The 23,440-nt window shown below is 63.7% G+C and carries 10 protein-coding genes; 4 read left to right on the top strand and 6 right to left on the bottom strand.

Annotated features, from left to right (window positions below):
* Positions 1-163 precede the first annotated feature (163 nt).
* The 4 genes from ACZ48C_RS18650 (at position 164) to ACZ48C_RS18665 (ending at position 17,877) form a co-directional block, all read left to right on the top strand.
* Positions 164-10,606: a DUF7507 domain-containing protein gene (locus tag ACZ48C_RS18650; protein ID WP_464783610.1), complete on the top strand. Its 10,443-nt coding sequence runs from the start codon at positions 164-166 to the stop codon at positions 10,604-10,606.
* A complete protein-coding gene (locus tag ACZ48C_RS18655) occupies positions 10,603-14,319 on the top strand; it encodes a TonB-dependent receptor (RefSeq protein ID WP_464783611.1) in 3,717 nt (1,238 codons plus the stop codon). The genes ACZ48C_RS18650 and ACZ48C_RS18655 overlap by 4 nt, the downstream gene beginning before the upstream one ends.
* A gap of 130 nt (positions 14,320-14,449) precedes the next feature.
* Complete coding sequence (locus ACZ48C_RS18660) at positions 14,450-16,015, top strand: EAL domain-containing protein (protein WP_464783612.1); 1,566 nt, start codon at positions 14,450-14,452, stop codon at positions 16,013-16,015.
* Between the two features lie 395 nt (positions 16,016-16,410).
* Complete coding sequence (locus tag ACZ48C_RS18665; protein ID WP_119255886.1) at positions 16,411-17,877, top strand: MDR family MFS transporter; 1,467 nt, start codon at positions 16,411-16,413, stop codon at positions 17,875-17,877.
* Between the two features lie 63 nt (positions 17,878-17,940).
* Here ACZ48C_RS18665 and ACZ48C_RS18670 read toward each other — a convergent pair whose 3' ends face one another.
* From ACZ48C_RS18670 to dsbD, 6 genes are all read right to left on the bottom strand, one after another.
* On the bottom strand, positions 17,941-18,687 hold the full coding sequence (locus tag ACZ48C_RS18670) for a class I SAM-dependent methyltransferase (protein ID WP_318914241.1): 747 nt from the start codon (positions 18,685-18,687) through the stop codon (positions 17,941-17,943).
* Between the two features lie 64 nt (positions 18,688-18,751).
* Positions 18,752-19,096, bottom strand: a complete 345-nt coding sequence (locus tag ACZ48C_RS18675; protein ID WP_119255884.1) for a hypothetical protein — start codon at positions 19,094-19,096, stop codon at positions 18,752-18,754.
* 201 nt (positions 19,097-19,297) lie between these two features.
* Positions 19,298-19,951, bottom strand: a complete 654-nt coding sequence (locus tag ACZ48C_RS18680) for a L,D-transpeptidase (RefSeq protein ID WP_464783613.1) — start codon at positions 19,949-19,951, stop codon at positions 19,298-19,300.
* A 198-nt stretch (positions 19,952-20,149) separates the two neighbouring features.
* Positions 20,150-20,758: a DsbA family protein gene (locus ACZ48C_RS18685; RefSeq protein ID WP_464783614.1), complete on the bottom strand. Its 609-nt coding sequence runs from the start codon at positions 20,756-20,758 to the stop codon at positions 20,150-20,152.
* Between the two features lie 52 nt (positions 20,759-20,810).
* Positions 20,811-21,635 carry a prolipoprotein diacylglyceryl transferase family protein gene (locus tag ACZ48C_RS18690; RefSeq protein ID WP_464783615.1) on the bottom strand — a complete coding sequence of 275 codons (825 nt, stop codon included), beginning with the start codon at positions 21,633-21,635 and terminating at the stop codon, positions 20,811-20,813.
* Positions 21,632-23,359 (bottom strand): protein-disulfide reductase DsbD, encoded by a 1,728-nt coding sequence (gene dsbD, locus ACZ48C_RS18695; protein WP_464783616.1) that lies wholly within the window; start codon positions 23,357-23,359, stop codon positions 21,632-21,634. The genes ACZ48C_RS18690 and dsbD overlap by 4 nt, the downstream gene beginning before the upstream one ends.
* Between the last annotated feature and the right edge of the window lie 81 nt (positions 23,360-23,440).

The raw sequence follows: 23,440 nt of genomic DNA on the forward strand, positions 1-23,440 counted from the left end.
CATTTCATGGGGCGATTGGCGCGGCGACAACCGCGGGATCAGCGAACCTATTGTTCGATTAGATCGATGAAATTTCTGTTTGTAGAGGCTTTTTCTGTTCGCTCGGAGGGGGGCTGCCCGGGTGGGGCGCGGGCAGGGAATCGGCAAATCAGGGAAGTGCAAATTGACGAAAAGGCAAACCGAAACAGGCCGGCGCCCCGCTATTCGCCCGCTTTTTCGCAAGCTCCTCAATGGCTACGGTGCCGTCTTTCTTGCCGTCGTGCAGATACTGGCATGTTGTTCGGCAGCGAATGCCGAGGTCACCCGAACCTGGACCATCAACGGATCCTCGGGAACGACCGCCGTTCTCGGGGTGAGGGTGCAGCAATCCGGTGTTCTGGACGGAAATGCCTATCGAAACTCCACCTTCGCTACTGGAAACCACTGGGATACGCGTTTCGGCGCGGTATCCGGCGGGCCCTCGCTCGGCATGGTCACCAGCCAGGATCCGAATGCCGTCCGTTCCGTCACGGTGACCTTCAGCAAGCCGGTCGACAATCCGATCCTGCATGTGGACGAGCTGGGCGGCTACGCTTTCACCAATCCCGACCCGCCAACCAGCAATTCCTCCGTGTGGCAGCTCGTCGGTGCGAACACGCAAGGGGGCTCGGTGGAGCTGGTCCGGCTCTCGGGCAACCCGGCCCTCACCGTCAATTCGGCCGCCAATGCCTTTGGCAGGGCGCCCGGGGTCAGGAACGTCGCCCAGACGGAATATTGCCGCACCGATGGCCTGGGATCGGCCTGCGGATCGATCCAGTTCGTCGGCCGCGGCATTACCAGCCTGACATTCCGGGTTACCTTCGAAGGCAAGACCTATCAGAACGATGCGCGCGACTTCGTCCAGATGCGATGGAGCTTCGCCGGCTCCGATATCGAGATCCGCAAGGAGAGCATCGGCGCGACCGGGACCTATGCCTTCGCTGCCGATCAGGGCATCGGGGCCTTCAATCTCGATACGAGCCAGAACAATCCGGCAAATTCGGCGCAATATCCGCTGCAGGACAATTCGCAACCTATCACGATTACCGAGACCCTGCCGCCCGGTACGCGGCTGGAAACCCGCTGCGTCGATCAATACGGCAACATTGTTCCATCGGCGCAGAACGACGGCACGCTGACCATCGCCGCATCGGATTACGGGGCGAACCAAAAGCTGGTCTGCACGTTCACCAACACCAGGCAGCCGTCGGTTCAGGTCGGGAAGATATCCGAAGGCGGCACCGGCACGTTCAATTTCACCGGCGACAATGGCATCGCTGCGCATGCGGTTACGACCGCAGCCGAGGGCGTTGAGGCCGATGGTCCGGTGCAGCTTCTTTCGGAACCCGGCGCAGTCACTACTCTCACCGAGGTCGACCCCGGTGATTTCGCTCTGTCCGATGTCTATTGCGATGGGCTGGGCCAAGGCGGGCGCTATACGGTGGCGGGGCGATCGGTCCGGTTCGACGAAGCCGCAACCGCCGCCGGCGCGGCAATCAAGTGCATCTTCACCAATATCCGCAAGCTGCCGCAGATCGAGGTTCGCAAGACGGTCGATCAGGAGAGGATTTCCGCTCCGGCAACGCTTTCCTACACCATCACCCTGCGCAATACCGGAGAAGGGCCTGCGAGCAACGTCATCCTCGCGGACATAATGCCGGATGGGAGCGAGGGCGCGGTATCCGGCCCGACGGGCGATGCCAACGGCAACGGCTTGCTCGATGTCGGCGAAATCTGGAGCTACGAGGCCTCCTACGCCGCGAGTCAGGACGATATCGACGCGGGTAACGCCCTCGTCAACCGGGTGGAGGTGAAATCGAGCGAAATCGCCGGCCCGCTCACTGCAGAGGCGAAAACCGATATAGCGCGCTCATCTGCCATTTCCGTCACCAAGAGGGTGGACAAGGCCGAGACGAGCGCTGTCGATGACGTTCTTTCCTACTCGATCAGGGTGGAGAATACCGGCAATGTCAGCCAGACCAATCTCGTGCTCGCGGATGTCATGCCCGACGGCACCTCCGGCTCGCTGACCTTTGCGGGCGGGGACGAGAACGAAAACGGCAAGCTCGATATCGATGAAGTCTGGCTCTATACGGCCACCTATACCGTAAACCGGGCGGACCTGGAGGCAGGCTCGGATCTGATCAACACCGTCAAGGTGAGCAGCGATCAGATCGGGGAGCCGATCGAGGCCCATGCGACGACGGAAATCCATCAGGACCGCTCGCTGACGCTGAGCAAGGTGGTGGACAAGCGCACGACCGGGGCGGCCGGCGAGGTGCTGACATACACGATCACAGCGCGCAATACCGGCAATGTCGCTCTCGCCGATGTGCAGGTCACCGATACGCTGCCGGGGGGAGCCGCCGCCGACCTGACCGGCCCTGCCGGTGACGACAACGGCAACGATCTTCTCGATGTCGATGAACAATGGGTCTGGACGACCACCTATACCGTCACCCAGAGCGACATCGATGCGGGGAACGATCTCGTCAACACCGCCGGGGCGACGGCCACCGGCATTCCCGCGCCTGTCGCCGACGACGCGACGACCGGCGTCTCGACGAAACCCGGCATCCAGATAGAAAAGGACGTCGATCGGGATTCGATAAGCCGGCCCGGATCGCTCGACTACACGATCACCGTCACCAATACCGGCAACGTATCCCTCGACGATGTCGTGGTGACCGACACGTTCCCGGATGGAACCTCTGCTGGCCTGACCGCCCCCTCCGGCGACGACAACAATAACGGCCAGCTCGATGTCGGGGAGATCTGGGTCTACAGGACCACCTTTGCGGTGACGCAATCCCATATCGATGCCGGTACGTCCATCGACAACACGGCAGCCGTAACGGCAACGGATCCGTCGGGACAGATCGTCGGCGATACGGATGTGGCACGCACCGCGATCAACCGGATGCCGCGTCTCAACGTGGCCAAGGATGTCGACAAGACACGCATCACCGCACCCGGTACGCTCACCTATACCGTCCGCGCGACCAATACCGGCAACGTGGCGCTCGAAGATGTGTCGCTGGACGACGTGCTGTCGAATGGCGGCGCCGTTGTGATCGGAGCGCCGGTCGAAACCGGTGGTGACGGGAGCGCCGTCGTCATGGAGGCCGGCGCCACCTGGACTTGGCGCGTGACTTATGAGGCGACGCAAGCCGACATCGAAAATGGCGCGATACTGACCAATGTCGCCACCGTTTCGGGCCGCCTCCCTGGCGCCGATCCGGCAGAGCCGAGAGTGCAGGCGAGCGACGACGCCGGGACGGCCATCGAACAGCAACCTTCCTTGACCATCGAAAAGTCGGTCGACAAGGCGACGACGCGCCGGGCAGGGGATGTCCTGACCTACACGATCCGCGTCGAGAACAACGGCAATGTCGCCCTGCGGGACATCGCCGTCAGCGATACATTGCCGGATGGCCGTGCCGCCGAACTGACGGGCCCGGCGGGTGACGGCGCCGCTACGGGCGTCCTCGACGCCGGCAAGGTCTGGACCTGGACGACGACCTACACCGTCACGCAAACCGCCCTCGATGAAGGAGCGCCGCTCGTCAACTCGGCGGCGGTGACGAGCGACCGGGCCGCGCCGAAAACGGATACCGCTTCGACATCGGTGGTGCAGGACGCCGACCTTGCGATCTCGAAAATGCAGACCTCGGGGCCCAATCCAGCGTCGCGCCAGGGGCAGGTGCTCGGATATACGATCACCGTCCGCAATACCGGCAATGTCAGCCTGACGGGCGTTCGCCTGAGCGATATTCTTCCGGACGGAACTGCGGCGGTCCTGAACGGTCCGGATGGCGACGTCAACGGCAATAGCATCCTCGACGTCGGCGAGACGTGGAGCTGGACGGCGTCCTATTCGGCGTCGCAGGCCGACATCGATACCGGCAGGCAGCTCCTCAACAGGGCGCGCGTCTCCACCGATCAGATCACTGCTCCGCGCGAGAGCAGCGCCAGTACACCGGTCGCAGGGCATCCCGAACTTCAGCTGTCGAAGAGAGCCGGCGACATCGTCGATGCGAACGACAGCGGCCGGGTCGATGCGGGCGATACCATAACCTATACCTTCACCGTGACGAACAGCGGGACGGTAAGCGTCCGCAATCTCCTCGTCGACGATGCGAGGCTCGGCCTTCGCGGCGCTCCGGTCACGCCTTCGGCCCTCGCACCGGGCGAAACGGGAACGGCATCCGGCGTCTATACGCTGACCCAGGCCGACATCGACGCCGGCCTCGTCAACAACACGGCGGTCGCGCGGGGCGAGGACGCGGCGGGCGCTGACATTTCCGGCTCCGATACCGTTTCGACCCGCATCGATGCGCCGGCAAGCCTATCCCTCACCAAGACGGCCGGAACGATCGAGGATGCCAATGCCAACGGCATGACCGATGCCGGCGATACCATCACCTACCGCTTCTCGGTCGAGAACACGGGATCCGTGAGCCTGCGCAACGTCATCGTCAATGATGACAGGCTGGGGCTTTTCAATCTGCCCGTGACGCCATCCAGTCTGGCGCCCGGCGACACCGGTAGCGCTGAAGCCACCTACGAACTCGTCCAGGCCGATATCGACGCCGGTACCGTAGAGAACACCGCCGAGGCAATCGGCCTGTCTCCGCGGGGCATCCAGGCAAGCGATCGCGACGGGGTGGTAACGCCCGTGGCATCGCCGGCGGCCCTCAGCCTCGCCAAGGTGGCCGGCGCGATCGAGGATGCCAATGGCAACGGCATGACCGATGCCGGCGACACCATCACCTATTCTTTCGAGGTCGAGAATACGGGCGGAGTCACATTGACAGACGTGACGGTGAGCGATCCCAAGCTCGGGGTCACGGGCTTGGCGGTACGTCCCCCGACGCTCGCGCCCGGCCAGAAAGGCAAGGCAACGGCCACCTACACGCTCGTTCAAGGCGATCTCGACGCCGGACAGGTCGAAAACAGCGCATCGGCGAATGGCCGGACACCATCGGGCGTGACCGTAAACGGTGACGACACCATAACGACGCCGGTCGAGGGAACGCCGGGCATCACCGTAAGAAAACGGGTGGATTCGACGCGGATTTCGGCGCCCGGCGCGCTGACCTACACGGTGGTCGCCACCAATACCGGCAGCGTACCGCTCTCCAATGTTGAACTCCGGGACACGCTCTCCAACAATGGCGCGGTCGATATCGGCGCGCCGGTCGAAGCCGGCGGCGACGGCACGACCATCGTCATGGAAGTGGGCGCCGCCTGGACCTGGGAAGTCGTCTATCAGGCCACGCAGGCCGATATCGATGCCGGACAGGCGCTGGTCAACACGGTTGTCGTCAGCGCGCAGGCGCCGAGCCACGCGTCCGTGTCGGCCAGTGGCGATGCCCGGACGCTTGTCGAGCGCAGTCCCTCGCTTTCGGTGAGCAAGACCGTTGACAAGACCCTGGTCCACGAGGCCGGCGAGGTCCTTTCCTACACAATCACCGTGACGAATACGGGTAATGTCAGCCAGAGCGATGTGGCCTTGAGCGATATCATGCCGGATGGCGGCGCAGGGGCGCTCACCGGCCCGAGCGGCGACGACGGGAACGGTATGCTCGATGTCGGCGAGGTCTGGACCTATACGGCCAGCTACACGGTCCGGCAGGCTGATATGGAGAGCGGTTCCGACCTCGCCAACAGGGTCATGGTCAGCAGTGGTCAGGTCGGTACTGCCGTCGAGGCGGATGCTACGACGGAGGTTTCGCAGAACCGCTCGCTGTCGATCGACAAGGTGGTCGACAAGCGTACGACAGACACCGAAGGGGACGTGCTCAACTATACGATCACGGCGCGCAACACGGGGAACGTGGCGCTGGCCCATGTGTCGATCACGGATACCCTGCCGGATGGTACGACCGCCGCAGGCCTTGCCGGCCCATCGGGCGATACCAATGGCAACGGCCTGCTCGACGTCGACGAGACATGGATCTGGACGACGAGCTACCGGGTCACGCAGGCCGATATCGACGCGGGCAACGATCTCGTCAACAAGGTCTCCGCTTCTGCCGATGGCATCGGCGTCCCGGTCGCCGACGATGCGACGACGGGAATTTCGACCCGGCCCGGAATCCACATCGAGAAGGATGTGGACCGGGATTCGATCAGCCGCCCGGGTCCGCTCAACTATACGATCACCGTCACCAATACCGGCAACGTCACGCTCGACAATGTGGCGCTCACCGACACCTTGCCGGATGGCAGCGCGGGCAGCCTCGTCGGCCCGGACGGCGACGACGGGAACGGTGCGCTCGATCCGGGTGAGGTCTGGACCTACGCCATCACCTATGCGGTCGTGCAGGACAATATCGACAGGGGCAGCGATCTGGTCAATTCCGTGATCGTCACGGCCAGCGATCCTTCGGGCAATCGCACGGATTCCGACAGCGCTGTCACCACCGTCAACCGGATGGCGCGGATCGACGTCACCAAGACGGTCGACAAGAGCCGCGTGTCGGCGCCCGGCACGCTGGCCTATACCGTGCGGGCCACCAATACCGGTAATGTAACCCTCGAGAACGTCACGCTGAACGACGTGCTGTCGAATGGCGGCACGCCTGCGGTCGGTACGCCGGTGGAAACCGGTGGCGACGGCACGACCGTTGCCATGGAGGTCGGGGCCACATGGACCTGGGACGTGACCTACGACGTGACGCAGGCCGACGTCGATGCCGGCGTCCCGCTCGTCAACACGGCGACGGTCTCGGCGGAAGGGCCGGACGGGACCCCGGCGCAGGCGCAAGATACCGTTCGGACGACGATGGAGCAGCAGCCTTCGCTTTCCATCGACAAGACGGTGGACAAGGCGACGGCTCGTCGTGCGGGGGACGTGCTCAATTACACGATCAGGGTCGAAAACACCGGCAATGTGGCGCTTACGGGTATCGTTCTGACCGACACGCCGCCGGATGGCGGTCCTGCCGGCTTGACGGGACCAGATGGCGATGGCGCTGCCACTGGCGTTCTCGGCGTCGGCAAGGTCTGGACCTGGACGGCCACCTATACGGTTACGCAGGCCGATATCGATGCCGGTGCCACCCTCGTCAACACGGCCGCCGTGACGAGCGATCAGGCCGGGCCCGCGACCGATACGGCGTCGACCCTTGTCGCGAGGGATCCCGATCTGGTCATTTCGAAGACGCAGACATCGGGCCCAGAGCCGGCATCGCGCGAGGGCGAAAGTCTCGGCTACACGATCACCGTCCGCAACACCGGTAATGTAACGCAAACCGGCATCGACCTTGCCGATGTGCTGCCCGATGGAAGCGCCGCGGTTCTGACCGGGCCTGCCGGCGACGACGGGAATGGCCTGCTCGATGTCGGCGAGACCTGGAGCTGGACGACCGACTACACGGTATCGCAATCCGACATCGATGCCGGCCGGCCCCTGGTCAACACCGCACAGGTCAAGACCGATCAGGTCACGACGCCGCGAAAGGACACGGCCGTTACGGATGTGGCCGTCGCGAACGGCATGACGCTGACGAAAACGGCAGGCTCGATCGTCGATGCCAACGGCAATGGCCGCACGGATGCCGGCGATACGATCACCTACACTTTCTCGGTCGAGAACACCGGGACGGTGACGCTGAGCAGCGTGAAGGTCACGGATACCAAGCTTGGCCTGACCGGTCTTGCCGTGACGCCGGCAACGCTGGCGCCGGGCGAGACCGGCACGGCCTCCGCGACTTACACGCTGAAGCAGGCCGACATGGATGCCGGCAAGGTGGACAATACAGCAACGGCCAGCGCCACCGTGCCGGGCCAGTTCGTGATCACGGACCGCGATACTGTCTCCACTCCTCTTGCGGGCGAACCGGCCATAGCGCTCACGAAATCGGCCGGCGCCGTTCGGGATACCAATGGGAACGGCCTCACCGATGTCGGCGATACCATCACCTACACATTCACCGTCGAAAACACCGGAACGGTGTCCCTGGCCGATATCGCCGTCGATGATCCCAAGCTGGTGATCATGGGCATGACCGTGTCGCCTGCCAACCTTGCTCCCGGCGAGATGGGGACGGCAACGGCGGACTACCGTCTGACCCAGGCCGATATCGATGCCGGTCAGGTCGTCAATACGGCGACGGCCCGGGGTTACGATCCGCAAGGCGTCGAAGTCACTAAAAACGCATCGGCGATCGTCGCGATAGACCGTGCGAGTGGCCTGGCGCTGACGAAGACGGCTGGAGCCGTCTCGGATGCGAACGGCACCGGCCGTGTCGATGCGGGCGATACGATCACCTACACCTTCTCGGTTGAGAACATCGGCACGGTCACGCTCACCAATGTGACGATCGCCGATCCGAAAATCGGCGCGAGAGCGCTTCAGGTTGATCCGCCGAACCTGCGCCCCGGCCGGACCGGCACGGCCACGGCGACCTATACGCTGACGCAGGCCGACATCGATGCCGGCAAGGTGGAAAATACGGCAACCGCTGCCGGGGAGTATCCCGGCGGCAGGGTGACCGCCGACGACACGGTGATCACCCCGGTTGCGGGAACGCCTGCTCTCACGGTCGTCAAGACGGCCGGCACGCCCTCCGGCCAGACGGTCGGCTCGATCATTGTCTACAGCTTCGAGGTGACCAATACGGGATCGGTGTCGCTCACCGGGGTTACCGTCAGCGACCCGATGCTCGGCAGCACTCCGCTGGCGGTAGCGCCTGCCGATCTCGGGCCGGGAGAAAAGGGCACGGCAACCGCGACCTACACGCTCACCCAGGAAGACCTCAACCGTGGCGAGATCGTCAATACGGCGAGGTCGGCGGGCATGCCGGTGACAGGTGGCGATCGCGTGGAGAGCGGGGACAGTACGGTCACCACGCCGCTTTCGCCGCGCGCGGCACTGAACGTGATCAAGACCGCCGGCCAGCCATCCGGCAATGTTGTCGGCTCGACTATCGACTACAGTTTCACCGTCACCAATACCGGCGATGTCGATATCGAGAACATCACTCTGGCCGACAGGCTGGACGGCGTTGCCGTAACGGGTGGCCCCATCGCTTTGCTGAAGCCGAACCAGAGCGACAGCACCACCTTCTCGGCGCGCTACACGATCTCACAGGCCGATATCGATGCCGGCGAAGTGGTCAATGCGGCCAGGGTGACGGGCACGCCGGCAAGCGGGGGCGGTCCGGTCGAAAGCGACGACAGCACCGTCACCACGCCGATCAAGCAGAGTCCGCGGATCGAGCTCGCCAAGGGCGGACAGATCGCCGATGTCGACGGCAACGGGGTCATCGAGGCGGGCGACACCATCGTCTACAGCTTTGCGGTGAGCAACACCGGCAATGTAGCGGTTTTCGACGTCCAGCCGGTCGACCAGGGACCGAGCTTCAATGGTGTACGCGGCACGAACCGGCTCGGAGCCTTCAATCCGGGGCGGGCGACGATCGCGCCGGGCCGGACGCAGGTCTTCACCTCCACCTATACGTTGAGCCAGGCGGATATCGATAATGCCGCCGGGCTTGCGGGAGGGGTGAGCAACACGGCGACGGCCCGGGGCTACTACAACGACGGGACGCCGACCCGTGCGCAGGTGGAAACGGACCCGTCCTCGGCGACGCTCGATCTGCCGGCGGCGGCGCCGTCCGATATCGAGATCACCAAGCAGGCGGGATTGCGCCAGATCCGGCGCGGCGAAGAGGCGCCGTTCACGATCAAGGTCATCAACAAGGCCGGCCGGGCCGTGGCCGGCTTCGATGTGGTAGACCGCCTGCCGCCGGGCTTCCGCTTCGTGAAGGGTTCGGCCACCGTAGACGGCGCGGCGGCCACGCCGCAGGTGAACGGGGCCAAAGTGGTTTTCGCCAACCTGACGCTGCCTGCGCATGGCGAGATGATCATCCGCCTGCGCATGCTGGCGCTCGGCACGGCCGGGCCGGGACGGCACATCAACCGGGCCGGTGTCACCGACCTTGCCGGCAACCGGCTTGCGCCGGAAGCGACGGCGGCTGTGGAGATCGTGGCCGAACCTGTCTTCGACTGCGGCGACATCGTCGGCAAGGTCTTCGACGACAGGAACGGCAACGGCTATCAGGACAAGGGGGAACCGGGACTGCCCGGTGTCCGGGTGGCGACCGTCAACGGTTTGCTCGTAACGACCGACCAGCATGGCCGCTTCCATGTCGCATGCGCGATGCTGCCCGATGCGCGGATCGGCTCGAACTTCATCATGAAGCTCGATGAGCGGACCCTTCCGACCGGCTATCGCGTCACGACGGAGAATCCGCGCGTGGTGCGGCTGACGGCCGGCAAGATGACGACGCTCAATTTCGGCGCCGCGCTTGGCCGCGTCGTAAGGCTCGATCTGGCCGACGAGGCTTTCCTTCCCGGCCAGGCCCGGCTGAAGCCGGAATGGGACGGCGGCATCGACCGGTTGCTCGGCGTGCTGCGCGAACAGCGATCCACCCTGCACATCCATTACCTGACCGACGATCCCGCGCTTGGAGCAAAGCGCCTGGAGGCCGTCCGCGATGTCATCGACGGGAGGTGGAAGACGTCCGGTGCCGGATACCGACTTAGCATCGAAATGCGCATGGAGACCCGCCGATGAGGAGGCACGCCCAGATCTTGCGGGACACGATCCGCGGGACCGCTCGCGGTCGTCGTGGCCTGCTGCAGGCCGGTTACGCCGGCCTTTTGCTCGCGGTCGCCACCCTGCCGGCGAATGCCGGGCCGGCCGATCACGGAGGCGGCAGCGTCAAGGGCGCGCGGGTCGTCCCGAGCGCCAGGCAGGAAACGGGCACGACAGGGGGCAATCTGCCCTTCTCGATCAGCGTTGACGGCCTGTCCGTCACCGGTGCCCGGCCGGATCCCGCCGATAGCGGGCTGGATGAACAGCGCCAGACCGATATCGGCCTCGGCGCCGTCGACATTCAGGTGAAGTACGATGGTCTGGAAGTACGGCCCACGCTCAATCTGATGACCGATCCGGTGCGTCATACCTATCGGCCTGGCGACCCGGTCGAGTTTCTGGCGACCTCGAATTACCCGGCCTTCATCGTGCGATCCGAAATCCGCGTGTATGAGATGGCGGACCATCCCTCGCCCGACCCTGTCGCGATCATCCCTGTCCCGATCAATGGCAGGGCGACCTGGCGGATGCCGGCAGATCGTGAGGCGAGCTCCCGGTTCGTCTATTTGCTCCGTGTCTACGATAGCCGGAATCGCTACGATGAGACGGCGCCACGCGCCCTTGCGCGTACCGGCCACGAACCGTCGCCGGCGCCCGATGCGGTGGCGCCGGGCATGGGGGAAGACAATACGGCTTTCCGCAACATCCCCGTCCAGGGCGGCGCGGTGACGGTCTATGGCCGCAATGTTCCGGCCGGATACCAGGTGCGGGCACTCCATGACACGATCCCGGTCGACAACGAACGGGCATTCGTGGCGCAGCGCATCCTGCCCCCGGGCCAACAGGATGTGGATGTCGCCGTTCTTGGCACAGGCCGAAAGAGCGCGCTCGAATTTACCCGGCGGATCAACATTCCGCAAAACGACTGGTTCTATGTCGCGCTTGCCGATTTGACGGTGGGCCGACGCAGCGGCGACGCCGGCATCGAGACGGTGCGGCCGGGAGAATACGACAAGATCTATACCAACGGACGCCTGGCCTTCTATCTCAAGGGCAAGGTTCGCGGCGAATATCTGCTGACGGCTGCCGGCGACACCGGCGAGGGCCCGATCGGGAACATGTTCAGGGGTATGGATGCCAAGGATCCGCGCCAGTTGCTGCGCCGGATCGATCCCGATCAGTTCTACCCGGTCTATGGCGACGATTCGACGGCGGTGGACGATGCGCCGACCAACGGCAAGTTCTATGTTCGGCTCGAGCGCGGCGACAGCCATGTCATGTGGGGCAATTACAAGACAGTTATCCGCGGCACGGAATTCATGCATTCCGAGCGGGCGCTCTATGGAGCGAATGCCGTCTACCGCTCCGAAGACACGACCAGTTTTGGCGAGCGCAAGACCGACATTTCCCTCTATGCGGCCCAGCCCGACACGCTGCCGCAGCGCGATGAATTCCTCGGCACGGGCGGCTCGGCCTATTTCATGCGGCGACAGGATATTACCGTCGGCTCGGAGACGATCCAGGTCGAGATCCGGGATGCGACCACGGGCGCGGTGCTGGAGCGGCGCGCATTGCGCTACGGTGAGGACTATACCTTCGATTACCTTCAGGGCGTGCTTATTCTGAAGCGTCCGGTTTCTGCGTCGTCGATCGAGACCGGCGCGGTTCGCGAGGGCGCGCTCGGCGGCAACAAGGCGTTCGTGATTGCTCAGTATGAATATACGCCGGCTATCGGCTCGGTCGACGGCTATGTCTATGGCGGCCGCGCCCAGCAGTGGCTGAACGAGAACATTCATGTGGGCGTGACCGGCATGAATGAAACGACCGGCGTCGCCGACCAGCAGGCGCTGGGCGCCGACTTTCAGCTCCGGAAATCGGACAGGACCTATCTCTCCGGCGAGATCGCCTATTCGACGGGGCCGGGTTTCGGCACGTCGCAGTCCTATGACGGCGGCATTACGATAGGCGATCTTCCCTCAAGCGGCGAATATGACAGGAACGCGCTGGCCTGGCGCCTGAACGGTCAGGCCGATCTGGCCGAACTCACATCGAATGGCGTTACCGGCACAGCGGGATTCTACTATCAGGAAAAGCAGGCGGGGTTCTCGACGCTTGCCGAGCAAGTCTTCGCCGATCAGCGTATCTGGGGAACGAAGCTCGATATCGACCTGACCGGAACCATCGGCCTCAATCTGGTCTATGACGACTTCTCCGAAGGCGCTTCCGAAAGCAGTCTCGCCGGCCCGCTGGTCGGCGGGCGGACCAAGCGGAAAGGCACGGCCGAGCTCACCGATGAACTCGCCGACGGCTGGACGCTCGGCCTGGGCGTTTCCTATCTTGATACCCGCAACCCCATGGCGGTCGCTTCGGGCAAGTCGGGATATGACGGCGCGCGGCTCGACGCTGGCCTGCGCCTGACCTATGAGCCCGACGACGACCACAAATATTACGTTTTCGGTCAGGCGACGCTCGACGTGTCCGGCGATATCCATCGTGCCGATCGTGGGGGCGTGGGAACGGTTTATCGGCTTGACGACCAATGGAGCCTCGAGGGCGAGGTCTCCTACGGCACGCTTGGCATCGGCGCCCTGGCCGGCGTCGCCTACGAGCCGGACAAGGATACGACCTATACCTTCGGTTACCGGCTCGATCCCGACCGGGCCTATGACGTCGATCGCAGCGACACCCTCGTTGGCACGGACAGCGGGACATTCGTTCTCAGTGCACAGAAGCGCTACGATCCCTATTGGACGGCTTATGCCGAAAACAACTGGGACCTGTTTGGCAAGCGGACATCGCTGACGAAGACCTATGGCGTGGTCTACACGCCGGACGATCTGTGGACCTTCGATACCGGCTTCGAGGCGGGCGAGATTCGCGACGACACGATCGATCCGTCGACAGGGTTGCAGCGCTCGGATTTCGAGCGCAACGCCGTCTCCTTCGGGGTCGGCTACAAGGAGGCGGATATCTTTGCTGCCAATGTCAAGGCAGAGGCCCGCTTCGAGCGTTCCGACGACGACACCCGCGATCTCGATACCTATCTCGTGAAGGGCGGGCTCTCCTACAAGTCCGATCCGGACTGGCGCGTCCTGCTCGGCTTCGATTCCGTCTTCTCCGATGGCGGCGCGGAAAGCGCGTTCCGCAACGGCAGCTATCTGGAAGGATCCGTCGGATTTGCATACCGCCCGGTCGACAACGACCGGCTGAATGCGCTGTTCAAATACGTCTTCCTTTATGATGAGCCGGGCGCAAACCAGGTGAGCGCGGTGACCGGCGACGAATTCGGGCCGGCGCAGAAGAGCCACATCCTGTCGGCGGATTTCACCTACGACCTGACGCCCTGGCTTTCGGTTGGGGCCAAATACGGCTTTCGCCATGGCGAGGTTCGCCAGCGCCTTGAGGCTGATCGCCAGCGATATGGCGATTGGCAGACGTCGAGCGCGCATCTCGGCATCGTTCGTGCGGACCTGCACGTCGTCCACGGATGGGACGCCCTGCTCGAAGGCCGCGCGCTCTACATGCCGCAGGCGAAGACGACGGAATATGGTGCGTTAGCGGCCGTCTACCGGCATGTCGGTGATAATTTCAAGATCGGCGTCGGCTACAATTTCGGCTCGTTCTCGGACGATCTGCGTGATCTGACGCTCAACGACAGGGGTGTTTTCATGAATGTCGTCGGGAAGTTCTGATGCGGACGCGGGGCCCCGGAATGGGGTTGCGGCGGTGCGCAGTGGCAGGGTGCGACAAGCCCATTTTATATTCGATCATGCTGGATCGCTGATATAGGATGAGTTCCACACAGCACTTGAGGGGATGTGTTTGAACCGTAGCAAGATCGTTTTCCTGGCCTGTATCTTGTCGGTGCTTGCCATCGCAGCAACGAGTTCCGGTTTTCTGTGGGCCAGTTGGGCATTGGCAAGAAATGACGAGGTGGATCGCCTCGAATTGCTTGGTCAACGTATCATCGCGCGCAGCACTCGTGCCTACGACAGTGCTGTCGACACTTTGAAAAAGCTCGAAACCAGTGATGTTGCAAGGTGTTCCGATGCCCATATCCAGGCGATGCGAAAGGCTCAGGCAGATAGCCTCTACGTTGCCGGGATGGGCGTTTTCGATGGCAATTTCCTGCAATGTTCGGCCTGGGGACGGCCCGACATCCGGATCCCCAAGGTCCCGCCTGACTTCGTCACCGAGGATGGCGTCAGCGTCACGCTCAATCTTCATCCTCAGATGTCGGGAAGTGCTTCCAGAATAAATCTGACCCGCGGCGACTATTTCGTGCTGGTCAATCCCGAGGTGCTCCTCGACAGCCTCACGGAGCCGGGCAATCGTATCGCGGTGGCGACCGAGAGCGGTTCGGTTCTGGCAACTCATAACGATCCTGATCCGCAACTGCTGCGATCGTTGATCGACGATCCCCGTGACGGAGTGGACAGCCGGTATGTCTATGCCGCGGTGCGCGAAGAAGGCCTTCTCGCGGTTGCCATGAGATCACGCGCATATCTTTATGCGCCGTTTAAAAAATACATGCTCTTCCTCCTGCCCATCTTCCTTGCGGTCGCTTCGCTGCTCGTTGGCGGGATCGTCTGGGCCACAATTCGCCGATTGTCCCCCCTTGGCGAGTTGAGGGCCGCCGTGAGAAGACGGGACTTCATCGCCCACTATCAGCCGATCGTCGACTTGCGGACGGGCAGGTGTGTCGGCGGGGAGGCTCTCGTGCGCTGGCCGCGCGAAGACGGCAAGCTGACGCCGCCCGGAGATTTCATTCCGCTGGCCGAGCAGAGCGGCCTCGTGATGCCGATAACGGATCAGGTGATCGATTGCGTCATTCGTGACCTTCGCCCGCTTCTCGAGACCGATCCGCTCTGCCACATCACGATCAATCTCGCGGCGGAGGATGTCAGAACCGGGCGCGCTCTGGATGTGATCCAGGAAAAGCTGGCTCCGACCGGCATCCAGAGCAGGCAGATATGGCTGGAAATGACGGAAAGCGGGTTCGTCGAGATCGACGCGGCCAGAGTGACCCTTCAGCGGGCGCACCAATTGGGCCATCGCGTCGCCATCGATGATTTCGGCACGGGATATTCCAGCTTGCGGAGCCTGCAGGACCTCCCGCTGGATGCCTTGAAGATCGACAAATCCTTTGTCGACACGATCGGCTGCGAAACCGCGCGCAGTTCCATCACCGCGGTCATCATCGAAATGACGCGCAAGCTTGGGCTTGCCTGTATTGCAGAAGGCGTCGAGACGCAGGCGCAATGCGGCTATCTCGCCGCCCATGGCGTCGATTACGGGCAGGGATGGCTTTTTTCCAAGCCGCTGTCCGCAGAGGATTTCATCGCCTTTCATCGTCGGGAAGGCGAGACACCCGCGCTGCCGGCGTAATTCCGCGGAGGGACGAGAGGCGCGGCCTCGCCAGGGGCGCAGAAGGAGCCCGATCTTGCCGGGCCTCGCGGGAAAGGCAGATCGGACTCCGTTCCGGCCAGGGGAGGTTCCCCCTACATGCATGAAGTTATTCATGATTCGGCATTCGCGGTAGATATCCGGGACCCATTACAGCTATCGGAAACTTCCATGATTGCTCGTCCCGGACGACGCCGGAGACGAAGCCGTGCCCGCGGCGGGCTTTTTTAGTGGCCGCGAGCCCGTCGTGCCGTGTCTTCACGCTTTTGCGAGACGGTGCCGAACCGGCTTGACGGAACGATCCATCGGATTAGTAAGGCTGGCATAGGATAACATCCCGCCATCGCCCAAGCGGCCATTCCATCCGAAAGTTCCCCATGACGGAAAGAACATCTCATCGCGGCCTCGTCGTCGTTGCGATCATGGCCAGCATGGCGATGATCGCCATCGAGGCGACGATCGTTTCGACGGCAATGCCGCAGATCGCCGCGCAACTCGGCCAGATCAATCTCTATTCCTGGGTCTTCTCGGCATTTCTCCTGACGCAGACGGCGACGACCGTGGTGTTCGGAAAGCTCGCGGACATCTATGGCCGCAAGCCCATGATCCTCATCGGTATCGCGATATTCCTGCTGGCCTCGGTGCTTGCGGGCTTTGCCTGGTCGATGCCGTCGATGATCGCCTTCCGGCTGCTGCAGGGCGCCGGCGCCGGCGCCATTCAGCCCGTCGCCATGACTGTGGTCGCCGATCTGTTTCCGGGCAACCAGCGTGGCAAGGTTCAAGGTTACCTCGCCAGCGTATGGGCGCTGTCGGCCGTTGTCGGTCCCCTTCTCGGCAGCCTCATCATTCATAACCTTCCCTGGGCGTGGGTGTTCTGGATCAACGTGCCCGTGGGACTTTTCGCTGCGTCGACATTCTTCCTGTTCCTGCGGGAGGAGAAGCGAACCCGTGTTGTATCGATCGACGTGCTGGGCGCGAGCCTCTTTGCCGTTTCCATCTCGGCGCTGATGATTGCCCTGACCGAGATGGAAAGTGCGATCTCGGGGCAGGCCATCGGGGCGCTCGCCATATTCGCGGCCGCTCTCGGCGCCTTCATCTGGCAGGAGCGGCGCGCGGAAGCGCCGATGATCGCGCCGGATCTCTGGCTGAAGCGTCCGATCGCATTCGCCAATCTCACCGTCTTCTTCGCAAGCATGGCGATCATGGGACTGACGACCTTCCTGCCGATGTATGTCCAGACGGTGCTCAACCGCTCGCCTCTCGTTGCGGGCTTCGCACTGACCATGCTGCTTCTCGGCTGGCCTTGCGGCGCGACGATCGCCTCGCGCCAGTTCACACGCTTCGGTCTGCGGCCCCTCATGGTCGCGGGCAGCCTGCTGATCCCGCTCGGCACATTCCTTTTCATCCTGCTTCGGCCCACGAGTTCGGCTGTACTCGCCGGCGCCGGTTCGCTGATCATGGGGTTCGGGATGGGGCTGCTCAATATCAGCGCCCTGATCCTCACGCAGGAAAGCGTGGGCGCGAACGAGCGCGGCAGCGCCACCGCATCGAACGTGTTCTCGCGCAATCTCGGCAGCACGCTTGGCGCCGCGGTGCTCGGCGCGGTGTTGACCTACGGTCTCGCGCATGTCGCCAATGGCCAGGCGATCACGCCGGAACAGATTCGGGCGCTGCTGAATGGCACCGGCGCGGCAATCAGCGGCGTCGAAGAGGTCCGGCACGCCCTCCAGCACGCGCTGCATGCGACGTTCATCGCCATGCTGCTGATCGCCGTCCTGATCATACCTGCGTGCCTGGCGGTGCCGTCAACGCAGCTCCACGGGCCGGCTCCGCAGGAGGCGTAGCGCCAGGCGCATGGGCGCTGCCGAAGTCTTCCAATGGAGACGAAGGGCTTCCGTGCGCCCCGATCAGGCGAGGGTGCCGAGGGGAATGATTTCCTTCGCGCCGTTTTCCCAGGGATGGCCTTCCCAGTCGCCGAGCCATCGTTCGGCGCGCAGGCCGGTTTCGGCCAGAAGCGCCTCCAGTTCGGCCTTGTCCGGAAAGGCGATGCGGGAGGCTGCCGAGAGGCGCCGGCCGGTGGCGCGGATTTCGTAATGGGTCCCGTAGGTGACGACGCCGGTGGCGGCGTCGAAGGCGACGTCGTTCCAGGCGGCGACCTCGCCGAAGCGGGGATGGACGAGGGAGCGCATCGACTCGTCCGGCCCCCATTCCTCCCATTCCCGGCAGGCGGGATTGCGGCTGTCGAAGACGAAGTGCCCGCCGGGCGCAAGATGCGCCGCGATGGTGGCAAGCACCGCCCGGCGATCCTCCCGCGTCAGGAAGACCTGAAAGGCATGCCCCGTGAGCATGACGAGTTCGAAGCGGCGGCCGAGCCGCACGGACCGTGCGTCGCCCTCCACGAAATCGACGCCGCCGGCGCCCGGCTTCGCCCGTGCGATATCGAGCATGGCCGGGGCGGGATCCACGCCGACGACCGTCCGTCCCTCGCAGAGCGCGACGGCCAGCTCACCCGTGCCGCAGCCCAGATCGAGCACGCTGCCGGCGTCCCGCGCGAGCGCCGTGCAGAAGGCAAGGTCCGGCGAGCGTTCCCAGCCGTTTTCGAGATCGTAGAAATCGGCAAGGGCAGGGTCGTGGTAGAGGCGATCGTCGTCCATGCTTCCTCCAAACAAAAAGCCGCGCGTTTCCGCGCGGCTCCTGAATAGTCGGCTCAGCCGGCGGTTACTTCCCGTCGCCGGCGGCGTCGAGGACCTTTTCGCAGTGGGTCGGGCCGCCCTTCGGATCGACGCGGTCGCCGACGGCGCGGATGCTGGTGATCCGGTAGGCCTCGTTGACGGTGAGTTCCACCGTGCAGGACTTGCCCTTGGCAAAGCCGCCGCGCCACTTGTAGAGGGTCGTGCCGCCGGTGCCGGCCGTGTCCGAGATCGGCGGGCCATAGGCCGCGAAGAAGCTGCCGGCGGTCTTGCCGTTCCAGCGCGCCTGCAGCGGATTGGTCGGGACACTGACGGTGGTGCATGCGGTGAGGGCAAGCGCAACGCCTGCCAGAATTGCAACGCGGGAGTTCATATGTGCCATTTCCTTGGACGTCTTGCGGCCGCTTTCCGGCGATTCGGAACCGGATCCTCGATTTCGCCATAGCGCAGCACGCGCAAAAGGGGAATCGCCGCCACGCGAACTTTGCAGCCATCCCCGTCGAACGGTCGCGGGACGTGCCGATTTGCAACAGTTCGTTCAGAGGCGGGCCCGGCAGTCGGCCGCCGCCGATGGTCAGCCCTTCCTGAGATGAGCCATGGCGGGATCTGCAACCACAACGATCGGGCTTCCGTCACGCACGTTCTCTGCGAGGTGGATGACGTCCTGATTGATCATACGGATGCAGCCGGATGATACGGCGCGGCCGATGGTCTGGAATTCCGGATTTCCGTGGATGCGATAGATCGTGTCCCGGTTGCCCTCGTGAATGTAAAGCGCGCGCGCTCCGAGAGGGTTTCTCAATCCCGGGGCCATGCCGCCATTCGCGATGCTGATCGGCTCAAGCTCCGGCTGGCGGGCCACCATCTCATCGGGAGGATTCCAGCGCGGCCATTCCCGCTTGTAGGCGATATGGCGGCCACGACCGGCCCAGGAAAAGCCGTCCCTGCCCACGCCAACCCCGTATCGTGTCGCTCGCCCGTTGGGCAGGACATGATAAAGGTACCGATTGGGCGTATCGACGATCACGGTCCCGATGCTTTCATCGGTCGGGTATTCCACTTCGGTTCGCCACCATTTCCGGTCGACCTTTGAAACATCGACTGCCGGAATCGGAAACTTCTCATCCGGCATGGCAAAATACATGGGAGGTGTCGCCAGACGTGGCGTTTCCACCTGTGCGATTTCAGGCACCTGTCTCGCGGACGTGCAACCGGCCAGGGCGAACATGCCGGCTCCGGCGAGAAACGTGCGTCGTGCGATCAGGCCGGACGGTCGGCTCTGCGAATTCAAATCTATGTCCTCGTGCTGCTCATTCTGTATCCGCAGAACGCGGGAGCTACCTTAAGCACAGCTTAAGAGGAGGCCGCTCGGGCGACCCGCGCCCGAAGGCCTGCAAGCCGGCCGTGGGGCGCGGTCGTCCGCGGGCTATCCTCTTGCCTTGGCGATGGCGTCCTTCAGCCCTTTTTCATCGAGGACGCCCGGAAAGAGCGCTGAGCCGATGACGAAGGCGGGCGTGCCGGCGAAGTTGAAGGCGAGCGCCTGACTGTAGTTGCGATTGAGCAGCCCGGAGATCTTGGCATCGTGCTTGTTCACGGATGCGGCGACCTCCTTCATCGACAGGCCGGCGCCCGTCAGGCGCTTTTCGACTTCCTCGTGGGTCAGCTTCCCTTTGGTTTTCATCAAGGCTTCCATCGCGACTTCGTACTTGCCGATCTGCGCGGCTCCAAGCACTGCCTGAGCAGCGAAGATGGAGACATCGCCGAAGATCGGCCAGTCCTTCAGGACGAGCCGCACATTGCCGTCGGCTTTCACGACCTTCTCCACCATCGGATGCGCCTTCTTGCAGTAGGGGCACTGGTAATCGAAGAATTCGACGATGGTGACGTTTCCCCTGGGATTGCCGAGGACGGGGGCGTCCTTGTCGAAAAAGACCTCGTCCTTCGTCAGTTGCTGGGCAAAGGAGGGCTTCAATCCGGTTGCGGCCGCTGCCGCGGTGGCAAGCGTCGTCGTCAAAATGGTTCTGCGGGTCAGCATCGGGTATCTCCTTGTTCTAATCGAGGGCACCGGAAGAGGGGGAACGGGGCTTTCATTCTGTCGATGCCGTGGCGGAGGATGAAAGAGCGGCAAGTCTTTCGGAGAGCGCCTCGCGGGAAATCTCTCCGAGGTGGGATGCGGCAAGTGTGCCGTCCGGATTGATGAACAGGGTGGCAGGCAGGCCCACCGCGCCATAGTGGCGCGAGAGATTGGCAAAGGGATCGAGAACGACCGTTTGAAGGTCGATGCCGGCCTGACGCAGATAGGCAGCGATAGCATCCCTGCCTTCACCCTGGTTGGCGAACAGGAAATCGACATGTGGATTGCTCCCGGCCATGTCGGCCATCATCGGCATTTCCCGCCGGCAGGGCGGACACCAGCTCGCCCAGAGATTGAGGACGGCGGGACGACCCCGGCGCTCGGCGACGGATAAGGTTCCGCCTCCATCGAGCACCACATAGGAGGCTGCCGGTGCGCGGGGCGAAGCGTTTCCGTTGATCAGGCTGCCAAGAGCGATCCAGACGAAGAGACCGGCGACAAGCGGCAGGATCGCCCAGGAAGTTATACGCGGCGCCCTTCGCCACAGCAGCACGGTGGCGAGAAGAACACCGATGAGGCCGCCATGCCAGGAAAAGCCACCCTGCCAGATGGCGAGGACGCGCCACGGCTCCTGCCAGAAACTCGCCGCGTGGCCGAGGACATGCATTACCCGCGCGCCCAGAATTCCAAGGAGCGCCGCCGCTGTCGTCCAGGTGCCGAGCCTGTTGTCTATGCGGGCGGCGAGAAGCGAGCCGGCAAGCATGAAGACGACCATTCCGCCGATCGCCGAGAAGCGATCGGCGGAGAACGCGAAGGGACCTATTGCGAGGGCGTTCATCGCACGGTGCCTTTCGCAGTCCTGGCGGCATCCGCGAGCGAGGCCGCTGTAATCTCTCCGACAAGCCGGGTACCGGGTATCTCCTGCCTTTCGCGGTCGAAGAGGATCATCGTTGGCGGGCCGACGACCGCAAGCGAGCGCATGAGCGCGCCGGTGTCGGCGTCAAGGGTACTGACGTCGAGCCTTGCGAGACGAATCCCGTCGAGGGCTGTCGCTACATCCGGTTCGGGCAGCACCGAGCGTTCGATCGCGCGGCAGGTCACGCACCAGTCCGCCGTGACATAGAGAAGGGCCGGCCGGTGTTCGGAGGCGGCGGCGCCAAGCAGGCCGGACAGCGCGTCGATGGAGCCGATCTTCGTGAAGTCCGTCTTTTCGATAGCGGCCGTCCGCGCGCCGCCGGCCGCACCCTTGAGCGGGCCGAGCGGGGTCAGCGGATCGGTCGCGCCGAGGCCGAACCCTGCCATGAGAAGACTGCCCCACAGGAGGAAGACAAGGCTGGCCGAACGCAGGAGAACGCCATGTCCGCCCGAAGTCTGCAACCCTGCGAATGCACCCGCCTGGACGCCGAAAGTCAGCGCCAGCACGGCCCAGGGCAGGAGGATGAAACGCTCGGGAACGAGCGGGGTCGCAAGCCATATCGCCGTTGCGAGGAACAGAAAGCCGAAGGCGTACCGTACGTTTTCCATCCAGGCGCCGACGCGTGGCAGCACCTTGCCGCCGAGCGTCGCCATGGCGATGAGCGGGAGGCCCTTGCCGAGGCCAAGCGCGAAGAGCGCGAGAGCGCCGATGACGACGTCTCCGGTCCGGGCGATATAGAGAAGGGCGCCCGCAAGCGGTGCGGTTACGCAGGGGCCGATGAGAAACGCGGAGGAAAAGCCGAGCATAGCGGCGCCGGCGGCAGAGCCGCCCTTCCATTTGCCGCCGCTCAATCGATTGCCGATTCCTGCCGGAAGCCGGATATGAAACAGGCCGAAGCTGGAGAGCGCCAGCAGGATGAAGAGGGCGGCGACCGTGCCGACTGCGGCCGGCGATTGCAGCACCATCTGCAGGTTCCGGCCCGACCACGCGGCGGCGACGCCGACAAGTCCGAAGGCGGTAGCGAGCGCCAGCACATAGGATGACGCCAGCACGAAGCCGCGCCCTGCGGTCAGTTCCTCCCTCTCGCGCGATAGCATGGCGGCGACAATCGGATACATCGGAAAGACGCAGGGTGTGAATGCCAGCAGCAGGCCGAAGCCGAGAAAGCCGGCAAGCAGCAGGAAAGGTCCGCCGCCGGTCAGAAGCCGGTCGACCGCCGTCTCTCCGCCATTGTCGATGATGGAAAATCCGGTGTTCGCCTTCTGCGCCGGGTTCGCGTCCTCGGCCGGTGCAAGCGAAAAACCGCCGTCGGCCGGCATCCCGATCGTCATCGCCGCGACATCGATCATGCGTGTCGTCGGCGGATAGCACAGTCCGCCGTCCTGGCAGCCCTGATAGGTGACGCGAACGGTCGAAGGGGCGTCGAGGATCGATGCAGAAGCCGTTCGATAATAGACTTCGGTCGCGCCGAAATCCGGATCGTCCTTGACCTTGCCGGGTTCGGTGCGGAGCGTCAGCGGCCGGTTGTCATCGTCTTTCGCGGAAAGGTACTCCCGGTACAGATAGTAGCCGTCGGCGATTTTCCAGGTGATCGTGAGAGGGCCTGCCTCTTCCCTTGCAATCGAGGGTACGAAGGCGTCTTCCATCGGCAATGGCGCTTCAAAAGCCCATGCCGGCAGAATTGCCGCAATCAAGACCCAAACCGCTGCCAGGAGGCTTGCTTTCCG

This window comes from Shinella sp. 1A1 (assembly GCF_055379515.1).